Genomic DNA, 15605 nt, shown 5'->3' with positions numbered 1-15605 from the left:
ATACGAGGTGTAAGAATTGCCATCTAGAAGAGGTAAAAATAAGAAGAAGCGTATTTGGTTAAGAGTTCTATTATCTATAATAGTGCTGTTAATTTTGGTGGTCGGTATTTTTGCTTTCCTCACGGTAAATAATGCTCGAAGTACTGTAAGTAATATTCAGAAGTCAACAAGTGCTATTGATCAAAAAGAAGTACAGAAAAAAGTCGAAAATAACGAAAAAATAAATGTTCTTCTTTTAGGTGTAGATGAGCGTGAAGGAGACGTTGGACGCTCAGACGCACTGATGGTAATGTCATTGGATCCAGCGAATGATTCTATGAAAATTGTTAGTATTCCGCGTGATACTCGAGCGGAAATTGTCGGAAACGGAACAACAGAGAAAATTAACCATGCTTATGCTCGCGGTGGAGTAGATATGTCCATTAATACAGTTGAGAACTTCTTAGATATAGATCTTGACTACTTTGTGGAGATGAACATGGAGGGCCTCTCGGATTTAGTTGATGCTGTCGGTGGAATTACAGTAAATAGTCAATTAGAATTTACACAAGATGGCTACGACTTTACCCAGGGTGAAACATCTATGGACGGTAAGAAAGCCATGGCTTATGTGCGTATGAGAAAAGAAGATCCTAACGGAGACTTTGGACGTAATGCGCGGCAGCGTCAGGTAATACAGGCAGTAGTAGACAAAGGTGCGAGTATCAAGTCGGTGAATAAAATAGACGATTTACTGGATGTATTAGGGAATAATGTGCAGACAAATATTGATTTCAGTACTATGACAAATTTATTCCAAAATTATCGTAATGTTAGAAAGAACACAGAGAATTATCAGATGCAAGGTTCTGGTACGACCATTGACAGAACTTATTACTACGAAATTGGTCAAGAAGAACGAGATAAAGTTCACAATATGTTAGAAAACTAGAATTCAGGATGTCTCGGAAAGAGGCATCCTTTTTGTTTGTTATCTATTAATAGTCTACTTACTATATTTACTATTTGCTTTTGCGAGCATTATTATGCAAAAAATTGATTTGAAAGATTTAACTTGGATATTCCTTGCAAAAAATATAAAAACTATATTCCAACTAGGCATTTCATGCTATTATCTTTAGTAGGTAATTTTCAGAAAGGCGGATCAACGTGACTTTACAGCGTCAAACGCGCAAGAAGAAAAAGGTGCGCAAATTCAGGGTCTTTATGATGGTATTCCTGATCGCTTTCTTGGCGATAGGGGGTTATGCTGCGTATGAATTTATTTCTGCCTCTAGAGCTGCGAATGCAGATAACAATCTTAGTGATGAAGTGGAATTCAATGGATCGGATGAAAATGTCGATAATGTCAATGTGCTTGTCATGGGCAGTGATTCTCGCGGAGGAGATAGTGCTCGTGCAGATACAATCATGATTGCTAACTATAGTTCGGATTCAAAACAGCCTAAGCTGATATCGATCATGCGTGATACGTATGTGAATATTCCTGGCTACGGCTACAATAAAATAAATGCTGCTTACTCTATCGGTGGGCCAGAGTTGGTGCGGAAAACTGTTACGGAGAATTTCGGTATTGATATCAATTACTATGCTGAAATCGACTTCAAGGGCTTTGAGAAGCTCGTGGATGCAGTGGCACCGAATGGAATAGAAGTAACAGTCACACCAGAAATGACCACGGATAAAAAAGCATTGGGCGTTCAGTTAACCGAGGGGACTCAAAAACTGCATGGTAAAGAATTGCTTGCTTATAGCCGATTCCGCCATGATGCAAATGGGGATTATGGCCGCGTTCAGCGCCAGCAGGAAGTGCTTGGTAAGCTGAAAGAAGAAATAGCCAGTGTAACAACGGTCGCCAAGCTGCCTAAAATGGTCGGGATCGCCAATGGCTATGTGAGTACCAATGTCCGCAGCGGTTTATTGTTATCGATGGGTACCGATGTCCTGCGCGGAAAAGCAGGGGACATTGAATCGATGCGAATTCCGATGGACGACACGTACCATGATGCGCGCTATGATGTAGGTGCAGTCTTGGAATTCAACGTCGGTGGTTTGGAACAAAATGCTCAAGAAGCGCAGCAATTCTTAAACCAATAATGAAAATGCGGAACAGCTATTGAGCTGATCCGCATTTTTAGTTTAAGATCCAAACAAATCACTATATCCATTAATCACAATATAAATCGTCCCGATCATCATCACTGCGAGCAGTACAAGCATGGTGTAGAAGAAAGCCTTTTTACCTTTGGATGGTTTAGGTTGCATGATGAAACTCCTTTAGCGTAGTCAATAGTTTCATCATACCATGCTTGGCTTACATAATTCCATCGTTACTTCTCATACTAACAGGACGAGGAGGGGACGGAGTTGAAAAAGCATCCAGGTAATAAAGGGCAAGGCAAGACATCCAATACAGGCAATATGAAGTGGTGGCAGCTGTCGCTGATCGGAATCGGCTGTACGATCGGGACGGGATATTTCCTTGGTTCGGTGATTGGTATTCATTTGACTGGGGCATCGATCATCATTTCGTTCATCGTTGCTGCCATCGGGACGTGGGTTGTATTCCTGTCACTGGCAAAGATGACGGCAAGTGATCCGCAGGAAGGGTCGTTCTGTTATTATGCGGGCAAGGCATTTGGCGGCTGGGCTGCTTTCAGCTGCGGCTGGAGCTATTGGTGTTCCAATATCCTGATCATGGGAAGCCAGCTGACGGCAATCTCGCTGTTGAGCCAGTTTTGGTTCGAAAACGTGCCGCTATGGCTGTTTGCCTCCATTTACGCAGCTCTGGCTATCGTAGTCGTGCTGACAGGGGCAAAGGGATTCAATAAGATGGAGAATATCTTCGCGGTCGTTAAGACGGCAGCAATCACGATGTTCATTATCCTTGGTGCTCTTGTATTGTTCCATGTCATTTCGAACGAATCCACTTACCAGCCTTTTGAAGAATCATTCCTGCATGATGGATTCAAAGGTCTATGGGCGTCGCTAATCTATGCGTTTTATGCGTTTGGCGGTATCGAAGTTATCGGGATGATGGCGATGCAGCTGAAAAAGAAAGAAGATGCCGCAAAGGCTGGAACCATCATGTTGATTGGATTAGCCATTCTTTACGTAATATCATTACTGCTGGCAATCAGTTTAGTGAAAACACATGACTTTAAAATGAACGAAAGTCCTTTTGTCACAGCACTGGAGAAGACGCCACTCGATTTCTTCCCGCATGTGTTCAATGCTGCGGTCATCATCGCTGGCTTTTCCACTTTATGTGCAGCGCTGTTTGCGGTAACGAATCTGCTCGTCATGTTAGCAAAAGACAAAGATGCACCACAGCTTTTTGCCAAGAAGCTGAAATTCAAGGACCTGCCTTTGGCGAGTCTTTTGCTAGCGGCTGTCGGGCTTCTTGCCAGCATCATCACCGCATTATTATTGCCCGGGAAAATTTATGAGTACATCACAACAGCGGCAGGATTGCTACTATTGTACAATTGGCTGTTCATTCTGGCGTCGGCATGGAAGCTGGAAAAATTCAAGCTCATCAATAAACTCGTCTCGATCATTGGAGGAGTCCTATTGCTCGCGGGTATCAGCGGCACGGCAGTCGAAGCGGAAGTCCGTCCTGGCTTGTATGTAAGCGCCGGCTTTGCTGTACTCATTCTGCTGATTGGCATCTGGGTGAAGCGCAAGAAATCAGAGAAGACGCAACACGCCTAAATAGCCGAAATAAATACCAAAGCCAAGCAAGGATATGCCGGAGATGAATGTGATAAGGCGCAGCAATCGGTCACTCAGGAAGCGGCGCAGACTGCTTGATAATAGTGCAATCACGTTATCCCATAGGAAGACACCAACGAAGATGCTGATAGTATAAAGCAGCAGGTGATCAGCTTCGCCTTTTTCGACAATTTTGGCAAGTACCGAGCCGTAGACGCCGACCCAAAACATGATGCTGATCGGGTTGACTAGTGCTAGGAAGAATCCGTAGCGCAGTCCTTGTAAAGGTGCTACGGTTGTCATGCTCGCCCGTGTGAGCGTTCGTGTCTTCAGTATGCTCTCCATGCCAAGATAAAGGAACACAAAGCTTCCGAAGAAATATAGGAAGATCTGTACCATCGGAATCATGATGACATGATAAAACCCCAGGTACACAAGCAGCATATACAGGATATCTGCCAGCATGGCACCGAATCCGACCGATAGACTTTGCAGGAATCCACCGCGGATTCCTTTTTCCATTTGGGCAGCGTTCACTGGACCAACGGGAGCGGAAAGACTGACGCCCAATAAAATATAATGCAGGATATTACCCATGCCTTGCCCTCCTTAAGACTTGCTTGTACAGCTTATTCATGGGCGGCGACAGGTAGTCCATTTTTTTATTTTACATAATATTAATAAGCCCTTCTGAACACAGCTTTATTATTAAGAAAGTTGTGTTTTCTTGTTTATTCAAGTAATTACGACAAATACCGCGGTTAAGCTTCTGTAAAAACAGGGGTTTTTGCTTCAAGATGTCGAAGGTGGGAAATACACCCTTTTCTTGAAAAACTTACGATTATAAGGCAGAATGGCGTTGGGTGAACAAAAAGTCCTAATCAGTAATGAAAAGGATGAGTGTTCATAAGCTGTTTTGCCCATATAATATTATTAAAGGAGAGGAAGTTATGTCAGACATTCGCAATACCGATTTTCAAACGATTCTCGAGCAGTACAAGAATATGATTCACTATCATATTCATCGATTAGGTATCCGGGACACGCATGACGAGTTTCTTCAGGAAGGCGTGATGGCATTATTTTTTGCTTACAAAGCTTTTGACGAATCCAAAGGTACGTTCGACTCCTACGCCAGCCACATGATTCGTCATCGACTCATCGACAACCTCAGAAAAATCATCCGCGAAAAAGAAAAAACAGACCTCATCATCAATGAATCCCACTCAAAAGAAGCCATCCTGCACGAACTTGATTTATTCGAAAAAGAAGAGTTCTGGAAGCGTGTCAAACAATCGCTGACAGAGAAGCAATGGAAATGGGTGTATTGGTACATAATCCATGGTTATGCAGTCAAAGAAATTGCCGCTATCGAGCAGACAACAGAAGATGCAGTGAAAAATTGGGGGAAGGAAGTAAAGCGAAAGCTGCGTGATAGTAAATTCATACAGGAGTGCAGGAAGTAATATTCTGCCGGAAGCAGTTCTTCTTATAGGAGGGCTGTTTCTTTATGTAAAGGAAATTTATAGTTTGCGAAGAGACTCTAAAGCTTATGTAAATATACGTTTTTTATGTAAATTCAGTGCTAGAATGCTCCCATACAAACATACTTTAATCAAATAGGATGTGACATCAATGAAGAAGAAAATCGCAGTCATCGGAACAGGTTATGTAGGTCTGGTTACAGGTGTGGCGCTTTCTGATATTGGACATCAAGTATATTGTTTGGATGTAGATCCAAATAAAATAGATAAATTGAATCAAGGGATATCTCCTATATATGAACCTGGTCTGGAAGAATTGATTCATAAGAATATGCATGCAGACAGACTTCATTTCACGACTGACCACAGCGTCGCGTTCCAGGATGCGGATGCCATTTATATTGCAGTAGGTACACCAGAGCGGGCTGACGGTTCTGCGAATCTTGACTTTGTCCAGCAAGTGGCAAAAGATATCGCGGCTCACGTGTCTGACAAAGGTGCTGTTGTCGTAACGAAGAGTACAGTTCCAGTCGGCACGAACAAGCTAGTGAAGCATTGGATCACGGAAGCACTTGATCGTGACGTGCAGATTGAAGTGGTATCCAATCCTGAATTCCTTCGCGAAGGTTCAGCAGTATACGATACATATCATGGCGACCGTATCGTTATCGGATCCGAAAGCGAAGCAGCGGCAGATATCATTGAAGAAATCAACAAACCATTCGGCGTGCCGGTATTCCGTACGGATATCGAAAGTGCCGAAATGATCAAATATGCATCGAATGCTTTCTTGGCAGCGAAGATCAGTTTCATCAATGAAATTGGTACAATCTGCGGTAAGCTTGGTGCCAATATCGAAGACGTTGCCAAAGGAATGGGTATGGACCAGCGTATCGGCGACAAATTCCTGAATGCCGGCATCGGCTATGGCGGCTCTTGTTTCCCGAAAGATACGAAAGCACTTGTCCAGATCGCTGGCGGTGTGAACCATACTTTCGACTTGCTGGAATCCGTCATCAATGTGAACAACAAGCAGCAGCAAATTCCAGTCGATATCGCCCAAATGGTCGTTCGCGGCGGATTGGAAGGCAAGAAGGTTGCCATGCTTGGTCTGGCATTCAAGCCGAACACAGACGATATGCGTGAATCAGCAAGTATCGTGCTTGCTCAGAAATTGACTGATCTTGGAGCGAACATCACTGCATTTGATCCAATCGCTATGGACAATGCCAAGCGCTTGCTTCCAGAATCTGTTCACTATGCATCGAATACGGAAGAAGCACTGCAAGATGCTGACGTTGCCATCATCGTGACAGAGTGGGATGAATTCAAAGACCTGCCACTATCTGTCTTCGAAAAACAAATGAAACAGCCAATCGTCATCGATGGACGCAACTGCTACCCACTAAGCTACGTGGAAACAGCGGAAATCGATTATTATTCAATCGGAAGACCATCCGTCATCCGTGCGAAGAAATCGAATCAGCACGCGAAATAATCAATTTAAGCCGACAGCACCCGCTGTCGGCTTTTTCTATGTTTGCTCCTGATAAACTCAATTAATTTTCCAATTCCTCAAATGCAAGCTTCCTATCGGAAAACAAATATATAATCATTGGCTGTAAGATTAGTATAATTGTGATATTGTTACCATATTTATACACTGGTATAATAGGAGTAAAGTCTTATTATAAGGGGTGCCATATGAGTTCCGAACTAATTAATATGCTCTTTGCTGGGGATACTGACATTCCAGCACTTAATCTCCATGCGAAAGAAAATTTCATGAATGGTATTTCCGTAAGTGAAAGTAGTGGAAACGTCTTATTTGAAACCACTCCGAATGCAGCTGGAGGTGAGGTAGTACACTTTGCAGATGGCACAACTGCAAATCTCCGTGAAACAGTCGAGGGAGGAACAATCTTAGACTTACCTGGTGTAGAGAACGATATTGTAACAACTCAATCCATCTTTGGGACCGAATCCATCGAACAAGGAGGTCAAGTTATCGGGACGGGAACTCCTGACTTTTCGGGTGGTATGAATTATGAGGATGAATTTGGTAATCTATTATTTTCAACATCTCCTGACATGTTTGGTACCAATATTGAATTTTCACCCTTGCTTGATCCATCTGTTGGAATAGATAGTGTGAGTAATGTGGATATGAGTATGAGTAGTTTGGATGCATTAGAACAGCTTGACGCACTAAACACGGTTAGCGATGGATTAGATGCGCTTGGCTTCCTTGGCTGGTTTTAAAATATGGAACAGAAGAAATATCTTGCGGATTATTTTCAACAACCACACCAAGAATATCATGCTATTCTAAATGATCTTGAAAATACATTTGATAACCGAGTTGCCAGTGAAATTTTTAATTTTACCCAAGCAAAAACTGAATCCGCTATGACAAATGTTTGGCGTCTATTGCGTAATCGATACGAAGAACTTAGCTCTTTGGAAGAGGGTATGCCTGAAGAGCCATCGGAAGAAGACATTTCATTTTATGTAAATGAATTTTTTCGGCTGACCAATCCCAAAGGAATATCCAGAGATCTAAAAGCCGCATTTCAGTTTGATGAAATAGAGGAGGATTACAAGAATTTTATAAAACAGATGGTAAGTCAAGAGTATGGACAAATTTTCAACCGCTATCTTTATCCGTCTGTCTTCTTTACCCAATTAAAAGCTGCAATTACGCAAAAAATTGATAAAATCATTAAACCACTAACTACTTATACAGAAACGCTTGGGGAACATGCTACTTTACTAGGTAAGATAAAGGAAGATCAGCGAAGTAAGGGATTTGTAAGAGGCGGAGCTGCTATGCTTGGAATCCTTGTTGGAATCCCGTTCGTGGGTGCTGGCGTGGGTGCTTTGTTAAAAGCTAATGACGAGCAGGCTATCCAGACTTCCATGCAAAGTGTTTTTGATGATTGGAATTTGTACCAAGAAGAACTTATGAGTTTCCTAGAAGAACTAGAAGAACAATATAGGTTAGCTATGATTACTTTATATGGCGGGACACTTCTTAGGGTAAGTAGTCAGTTTGAGATTCTTAAGTTTACTTTTTGTGATTTATCAATGGCTGAAGGGAAGTACTGGCTTGTCCTTAATGAGCAGGAAGCAAAAGAGACTGCTGAATGGGTCAAGAACACAGCGACTGGAATTGAGAAACTGATTTCTCAAAAGAGATGGAAGGAAGCTATCGTTATTTCCGAAAAGCTCTACCATACAATTAAAAAACGGACAGCTACTAGCAGGACTGTGTTATATGATAACAAATCGGCTCTCTCTATAGCGCATCACTATTATTATCTTTCGTATCAAGAAGCACTTATTCAAGAATTTGAAAATGGACATATAGATAGCTTTTATGACACTTGCAAGAAGTTGCTTATGGAAATTAATTTGACTATTAAAGAAAGTGATTTTAGTACCACATTTCATAAGCCCTCAGCTTTAATTATACGTTTTATTAAAACTGCGATAAAAAGAAATGATTACGATGACCTTCGTTTGCTTATTGATTATATGGAAAAGTTAATGAATCGATACCAAAATGGAGAAGTTTTTATTGGTGAGGCTACTGCTTCTGAAGAAGTCTTCGTAGATGAATTAAAATCGATATTGATTGCCGCGAATTTTATGGAAGATACCTTACATATGAATTTAGGTGAATTAGGCGCAGACGATGAAGGAGAGGTTCTGCACGTAACTAGAAAACAACTGAAATCTCTTATTGATATGGATGAAAATGCTGGATCTCCAGATATCTTCACAAACTACCTAAGAAAACAGTATAAGAAATCCTGGTTCATTCCCATCTTGAAACTATCTCCATTTTCATGGCTCAAGCGATACAGAAAGAGAGTTTTCCTTTCATTAAGCCTAATATTGATTCTTTCAATATGTCTTTATTTCGCAAAAGGTAGCCTTAGCAGTTTATGGAACGATAATGATGTCCAGTCGTCAGAATCTGTGAAAGAGACTCCCAAGGTGACTTACCTTAGAATCACTACTGATGCGGCCAATGTTCGTTCCGGACCATCGTTAAATGACAGCATCATCGATTATGTGGATAAAGAAGACAAGTTAGAATTCCGAAATGAAGAAGCTGTGGATAATTCAGGACGAACATGGTATGCAGTAAAACTCGTGAATGGAAATGATGGATGGATTAGTAGTGGTATAACCGAAGAGATAGACAATTGATCAATTTAAGCCGACAGCACCCGCTGTCGGCTTTTTCTATGTTTGCTCCCGGTACTGCCTGGGGGTGAGCGTGGTATGTTTTTTGAACACTTTCGTGAAATAGCTTTGGTCATGAAAATGAAGCAGTGTACAAATATGCAACAGCGTATGGTCAGTCAGCCGCAGCAATAGCTTCGCTTCATCGATGCGCAGCTGCTGGATATAAGCGCGGATCGGTGTGCCGACTTCCCGTTTGAATCGGGCGGACAAATAGCTTGGATTCATATGCAGCATGTCGGCCAGCTGCTGGAGAGTGAGCACTTCATATAAATGTTGATAAATGTAGTGGATGCAGTGCGTGATTTTACGGGAATACGTTCCAGCTTTTATTTCCCTTACCTTTTCGGCAAATGTACCCAGTACTTCTGTTTGAAGTCGAATAAGCGCGGCGGCTTGTGTCTTTTTTTCGGTTTGCTGAATATACACATCGCTCATCGTGTAAGCAAGTTCTGGTGCCAGACCACCAGCGATGGCAGCACGTGTGGCAAGTGTGATCGCTGTGATGACCAAGTTCTTGCGGCTGCGCAGTGCATCTTGTTGTGCTAGTGTCCCGCTCAGCTCAGCTGGGAAATGCTTTAGTTGTTCCTGGAGAAGCGCAGGCTTTCCAGCCCGAATGCAGTCGAAGACCTTTTCTTCTAGATATGGATGATGATGATAGCTGATATTTTGTCTGTTTTCAGCTGCTGTGACCAACGGCTCGTCAAGGTCGGGAATGTGCTCGACTGCTGTATCCAGTTCCCGTTGATACAGCATGTAATAAGCAACAGATCCGATGTCGATCAGCTTTTCCTTTGTCAGATCTGTGACTGGAGCAGGACCGAGCTGCAATGCACCGGAATTATCCGCAAGCGGAATCCAAAGCGTGTGTTCTTCTGCTGTTATCATGTATTGAATGTGTGAAATCTCAGCATCCTTGTGGCACGATACCGGGATGGAAAAAGTCTGATGAAGCAAGCGGGTGACAGTGGACCATTCATTCTGCATAGAAGACCTCCATGATGGATAATGAAAAGTAACTACCAAAAAATCGAAGAAAATACCAGAATTGTAATCGTTATCATTATAACATAGAGTAGTAGAGTTCATGTAATGGGACAAACAGAGAGGAGGTGCAGGGCGTGTATCTGGTGGTCGACATTGGTGGAACGATGGTGAAAGCTGCATTGATGGACAGAGGCGGGCAAATCATCAAGAAAAGCAGCCGCCCAGCATCCCGTAAGGATATGGAAGCCTTCGATACGGTATTGTTTGAGAGCATTGACGCATTGTTCAGGGAAGAGGTGCGGGGGATTGCAATAAGCACACCGGGAGCTGTCGATATCAAAACAGGTGTTATCTATAACGGCGGATCATTTCCTTTTCAGCATGGTGTGAATTTGAAAGAAAAACTACAAGGGCGTTATGATGTGCCTGTTGCGGTGGAAAATGATGGTCGCTGTGCAGCGCTCGCGGAGCTATGGCTCGGCAGCCTGAAGGGCAAGCAAGATGCGATTGTCCTCGTGCTCGGAACAGGTGTTGGCGGAGGCATCCTCATGAATGGCAAAATCCATCATGGCCGGAATTTGCTTGCCGGGGAAATGAGTTATGTGATGGAAGCTGTCGATCCGGAAACGAAGAAAGCCAGCTTTTTTGGGTTCGGAGGATCTGCAGTACAAATGATCAAGGATATCAATAAAGCAAATGATGCTGCTGATATGACGGATGGCAAAAAAGCATTCGAGTTCATCGCGGCGGGAAATGAAGCTGCAAATCAGATTTTCGATGCATTTTGCCACACTATCGCCGTACAGATTTTGAATCTCCAATATATCTTTGATCCGGAGGTTTTTGCAATCGGCGGTGGAATCAGTGCCCAGCCAATTTTAGTGGAACGGATTCAGCAAGCAGTGGACGAACTGAAGGAAATCAATGATTTCCATGTGGCAGAGCCCAAGATTGTCTGCTGCCATTATCAAAGTGATGCTAATCTGTATGGTGCACTGTATCATTATTTGACGGAACATGAAAAGACAGGAGGAAAATGAGATGGCTGAAATAAAAAAAGAATTTCCAAAAGGATTCTTATGGGGCGGCGCCGTTGCGGCAAACCAATTGGAAGGAGCACACCAAGCGGACGGGAAAGGCTTATCCACAGCGGATGTGTCACCGGAGGGCATCATGTCTCCGCCATCTGAGGATCCAGCGAAACTGAATCTGTATCATGATGGTATCAATTTTTATCATCGTTACAAAGAAGATTTGGCAATGTTCGGCGAGCTTGGTTTCAAATGCTTCCGTACGAGCATCGCGTGGACGCGAATTTTCCCGAATGGTGATGATGCCCAGCCGAATGAAGCAGGCTTGAAATTCTATGATGATTTATTCGATGAAATGCACAAGCATGGCATGGAGCCGGTGGTGACGATTTCCCACTATGAAATGCCGTTGCACCTAGTGAAGAAATATGGCGGCTGGCGCAGTCGTGAAGTGATTGGTTTTTATGAGAAGTTCGCGCGCACGGTCTTGGAGCGTTATAACGGGAAAGTGAAGTATTGGATGACATTCAATGAAATCAATGTGGTGCTGCATGCGCCATTCACAGGTGGCGGACTGCAGTTTGAAGAAGGCGAAAACAAGCTGAATATCATGTATCAAGCAGCTCACCACCAATTCGTGGCCAGTGCCTTGGCAGTGAAAGCATCCCATGAAATCAATCCGGATGCACAAATCGGCTGTATGATTGCCAGCATGACGACGTATCCGCTCACGCCGAATCCTGATGATGTCTTCGTAGCATTGGATCAGGATCGCAAAACATTGCAGTTCTCGGATGTGCAAGTGCGCGGCTATTATCCAGGCTATATGAAGCGCTTTTTCAAGGAAAATGATATCGATTTCGAGATTGCTGACGGTGACGAAGACGTGATGCGTGAGCATACGGTCGACTATGTTGCATTCAGCTATTATATGAGCTTTGTGGCGACGACGGACGAAGAAAAGCTGAAAGAAGCCGCAGCCGGTAACTTGATGATGGGAGTGAAGAACCCTTATCTGGAATCTTCCGAGTGGGGCTGGCAAATCGACCCGAAAGGCTTGCGCACGACGCTGAATGTTCTTTATGATCGCTACCAGAAACCGTTGTTCATCGTCGAAAATGGATTAGGTGCTGTGGATAAAGTCGAAGAAGACGGCAGCATCCAGGATGATTATCGCATCGATTATCTGCGTGCCCATATCGAACAGATGCGCGAAGCAGTCGCAGATGGCGTCGACTTGATCGGCTATACAACATGGGGACCAATTGACCTAGTCAGTGCCTCGACAGCCGAATTGAAAAAGCGCTATGGGTTCATTTATGTCGATCGAGATAATGAAGGGAACGGAACGTTGGAAAGGAAGAAAAAGAAGAGTTTTGCTTGGTATCAGCGCGTAATTGAAACGAACGGACAAGAACTCTGATTCATCAGCACCCAGCTGCAACACAGCTGGGTGTTTTTTAATTATGTAAACTATATCCTTTATACTATTAAGAAATTCCAAAACAGTTACAAAAGTGCTAGATTGTGCCACATAAAGTTGTCGAATTTTGTTATACTTAAATTAACTAAGTTGGTAAAGGTTGATGATGTTGATGCGTGAACAGGAAGCTAGTCTGAATGAAATGGCAAGATCGACTGCAAGGGGTGGTCAAATGAAGATGAAGCGAATCAAACCAGGCAGTGTCTGGACCCAGATAGACAACTGTAAACTGACTACAGTAACAGCCCCTTCTGGCTATGGCAAGACGACGATGCTCCAGGAATGGGCGGCACGAACCGAGCTGCCTGTAGGTTGGGTCAATCTAGAAGAAGATGATATCCAACGGACCGCCTTTTGGAAGAAAATCATCCTGCATATGCCAGGACTGCCGGAACATGTGCAGAAGGATCTGGTGGATATCATCCAGTCAGCTTCGTACTCGCCGACCCATTTTATCGCGACATGCTGTGCTAGTTTGCGCGAACATCGGGTAAGAGGTGCACTGGTAATCGATGATTTCCATCTGATGACGAATTCCAATGAACTGTACGAGCTCACCTCATTTTTGGAGGAAATGCCGGATACTTTCCATATCATCGTTTCTGGACAAGTTTTCCCGGGTCTTTCTTTCAAACGGCTCCTGCGTCAACATCAAGTACTGCAGATAACCAAGCGGGATCTGATTTTCACGGATGAGGAAATCGAGTCTTATATCCGAAATCAGCTGCAGCAAGAACCGACAGACATAGCTGTTCAGACAATCATGCAGCAAACGCAAGGATGGGCTGCTGGCTTACAGCTAATCCATATGTATGGGCAGTTTCAGGAAGACTATTCCGAATTGCAGTTTTCAAATGTAAAAGTTGCCCGGCAGCTGATACAGGAGATTGTCTATAGTCTTCCTGAAAACGAACGGAACTATTTGCTTTCCACCAGCATATTGAACGTGATGCACGTGCGTTTATGTGATTATATTGCCGGGACAAGGCGCGGCCGGGTCATCATGAGGCGGCTCCGGAGTCAAGGGCTGCTGAATGAAAACCATAGGGAGCCAGGCTGGTTCAGTTATAACAAGTATTTTCGGACATATCTGAAAGAAATGCTCGAGATGGAGGATACAGACATCGGCGAGTTATATATGCGGGCGAGTATCTGGTACGAAAATGAACAGCATTTGCTCACAGCCATTCAATATGCATGGAAAGCCGGTGATCAGCCGCGTGTCAAAAAGCTTTTGATACAAGCAGCACCAGATCTGCTGCAAAATGGGCGTTTGGATCAGCTGCAAGACTGGATGACCAAGCTGCCGCGCCGATACATTTATGAATTGGAGCTTGGCATCATTTACGGCTGGGTGGAATCCTTGCGCAACCAGCCGCAGTTGGCGCAGCGGCATGCCCATATGATAGAAGAGCAGCTGCTGCGACGGGAATTGCAGTTGGATGAAGAAGCAGAAAAACGGCATTTTGCTGATTTATATACACTGAAAAGTTTTATTTCCTTGTTGGATGATGATGCGAAAAGCACGATGGATCATGCCAGCAAAGCAATGATCTACAGCAAACATAGCAGCAAGTATTTCTCCCATTCCTTTGACTACAATCGCCATGATGCCCTCATCTTGCATTCACCGCTTGGGGGCGGCGGTGATTTGCGTGCAGTGCAGCGAGTCTATGAAGGTCTGGCTCAAAACATCATGAAGGAATCGGTGTTCAGCGGGTACTATCATCTTTGCATGGCAGAGCTTGATTATGAATGGGGAATGACGGCCAAAGCCAAGAAACATTTGGATCAAGCTGTAGCCACAGCTGATTTATTTGGCCTTCCAGGCTTGCTGCTGCCGGCATACATCTTGAAATCCAGGCATGAACTGGAGCAGCAAGGTGATGCAGAATCCGCCAAGGTGACGTTACATAAGCTGAAGGACATGCTGACAAAAAGCAACGCTCCGTCTGATTGGTTCAAGAAAGCGGATGCGGCGAGGATTCGCATTGCCATCCACCAAAACGATGAAAAGCGCATCCATAACTGGCTGTCATTGTTCTTTTTACAGGAGCCGCCGATTCAGCAGAAAAATCTGTATGAATATGTGACACTCGTATGGGCCTGCAAGGCAGTCGGTAAAACTGATACAGCTCAAAGATATATCAATAAACTGATGCCGCTCGTCAAATTCGGCAATCGCATAAGTGCCGAAATCGAGCTGTATATCATCCAAGCAATGCTATTGTATCCGACAAATCAGGAACAAGCGCTTCAGGATCTGCAGGGTGCACTTAGCTTAAGCGCAGAACATAAATATTTGCGCATGTATTGGAAAAGCGGCGAAACGGTGCGTGACATGCTCCAAGATATGCTGTCAAAGGATATAGCAGCGAAGAAGTACCACAAGTATATCGATCAGATTTTGGCATACTGGTCTGATGAAACTGAAGAACAAAAGCTGCAGAACAAATTGACGACACGTGAATTACAGCTTGTTTATCATTTGCAGCTTGGCAAACGAAATAATGAAATAGCAGATGAATTGGAATTATCACTGGGTACGGTCAAAGTATATTTTCATAGAATCTATGACAAACTTGGCGTGAAAAACCGCAAGCAAGCAAAGGAAATTGCTGCGACTCTTGATTTTTCCGAGATATTGTAAAG

The 15605-nt window shown here is 43.6% G+C and carries 13 protein-coding genes; 10 read left to right on the top strand and 3 right to left on the bottom strand.

What is annotated here, in order from left to right; all coding sequences use genetic code 11:
* The first annotated feature begins 16 nt into the window (after positions 1 to 16).
* Complete coding sequence (locus tag SFC66_RS01790; protein WP_411216992.1) at positions 17 to 931, top strand: LCP family glycopolymer transferase; 915 nt, start codon at positions 17 to 19, stop codon at positions 929 to 931.
* Between the two features lie 218 nt (positions 932 to 1149).
* On the top strand, positions 1150 to 2097 hold the full coding sequence (locus SFC66_RS01785) for an LCP family protein (protein ID WP_411216991.1): 948 nt from the start codon (positions 1150 to 1152) through the stop codon (positions 2095 to 2097).
* 42 nt (positions 2098 to 2139) lie between these two features.
* Here the strand turns inward: SFC66_RS01785 and SFC66_RS01780 are convergent, their stop codons facing one another.
* Entirely contained in the window at positions 2140 to 2265 is a 126-nt protein-coding gene (locus tag SFC66_RS01780) for a hypothetical protein (RefSeq protein WP_411216990.1), read from the bottom strand.
* 156 nt (positions 2266 to 2421) lie between these two features.
* On the opposite strand from SFC66_RS01780, the gene SFC66_RS01775 reads away from it, so the two are divergent.
* Positions 2422 to 3714 carry an amino acid permease gene (locus tag SFC66_RS01775; protein WP_411217730.1) on the top strand — a complete coding sequence of 431 codons (1293 nt, stop codon included), beginning with the start codon at positions 2422 to 2424 and terminating at the stop codon, positions 3712 to 3714.
* Here SFC66_RS01775 and SFC66_RS01770 read toward each other — a convergent pair.
* Positions 3691 to 4311 carry a LysE family translocator gene (locus SFC66_RS01770; RefSeq protein ID WP_411216989.1) on the bottom strand — a complete coding sequence of 207 codons (621 nt, stop codon included), beginning with the start codon at positions 4309 to 4311 and terminating at the stop codon, positions 3691 to 3693. The two genes, SFC66_RS01775 and SFC66_RS01770, sit on opposite strands and share 24 nt — an antisense overlap.
* A 353-nt stretch (positions 4312 to 4664) precedes the next feature.
* On the opposite strand from SFC66_RS01770, the gene SFC66_RS01765 reads away from it, so the two are divergent.
* From SFC66_RS01765 to SFC66_RS01750, 4 genes are all read left to right on the top strand, one after another.
* Positions 4665 to 5180, top strand: a complete 516-nt coding sequence (locus SFC66_RS01765) for a sigma-70 family RNA polymerase sigma factor (protein WP_411216988.1) — start codon at positions 4665 to 4667, stop codon at positions 5178 to 5180.
* A gap of 169 nt (positions 5181 to 5349) precedes the next feature.
* Positions 5350 to 6696, top strand: coding sequence for a UDP-glucose dehydrogenase family protein (locus SFC66_RS01760; RefSeq protein ID WP_411216987.1), 1347 nt, complete (start codon positions 5350 to 5352; stop codon positions 6694 to 6696).
* Between the two features lie 206 nt (positions 6697 to 6902).
* A complete protein-coding gene (locus SFC66_RS01755; RefSeq protein WP_411216986.1) occupies positions 6903 to 7460 on the top strand; it encodes a hypothetical protein in 558 nt (185 codons plus the stop codon).
* A 3-nt stretch (positions 7461 to 7463) separates the two neighbouring features.
* Positions 7464 to 9416, top strand: a complete 1953-nt coding sequence (locus SFC66_RS01750) for an SH3 domain-containing protein (protein WP_411216985.1) — start codon at positions 7464 to 7466, stop codon at positions 9414 to 9416.
* 36 nt (positions 9417 to 9452) lie between these two features.
* Here SFC66_RS01750 and SFC66_RS01745 read toward each other — a convergent pair whose 3' ends face one another.
* Entirely contained in the window at positions 9453 to 10439 is a 987-nt protein-coding gene (locus SFC66_RS01745; RefSeq protein ID WP_411216984.1) for a helix-turn-helix domain-containing protein, read from the bottom strand.
* Positions 10440 to 10573: 134 nt separating this feature from the next.
* Here SFC66_RS01745 and SFC66_RS01740 point away from each other — a divergent pair, with 134 nt between their 5' ends.
* From SFC66_RS01740 to SFC66_RS01730, 3 genes are all read left to right on the top strand, one after another.
* Entirely contained in the window at positions 10574 to 11479 is a 906-nt protein-coding gene (locus SFC66_RS01740) for an ROK family protein (RefSeq protein WP_411216983.1), read from the top strand.
* 1 nt (position 11480) lies between these two features.
* On the top strand, positions 11481 to 12893 hold the full coding sequence (gene bglH / locus SFC66_RS01735; protein ID WP_411216982.1) for an aryl-phospho-beta-d-glucosidase: 1413 nt from the start codon (positions 11481 to 11483) through the stop codon (positions 12891 to 12893).
* A 172-nt stretch (positions 12894 to 13065) separates the two neighbouring features.
* Positions 13066 to 15603: a winged helix-turn-helix domain-containing protein gene (locus tag SFC66_RS01730; protein WP_411216981.1), complete on the top strand. Its 2538-nt coding sequence runs from the start codon at positions 13066 to 13068 to the stop codon at positions 15601 to 15603.
* Positions 15604 to 15605: the final 2 nt, after the last annotated feature.

The organism is Terribacillus saccharophilus (assembly GCF_046592895.1).
GTDB classification, from domain to species: domain Bacteria; phylum Bacillota; class Bacilli; order Bacillales; family Amphibacillaceae; genus Terribacillus; species Terribacillus saccharophilus_D.
This window is presented reverse-complemented; position numbering and strand designations above follow the sequence as displayed.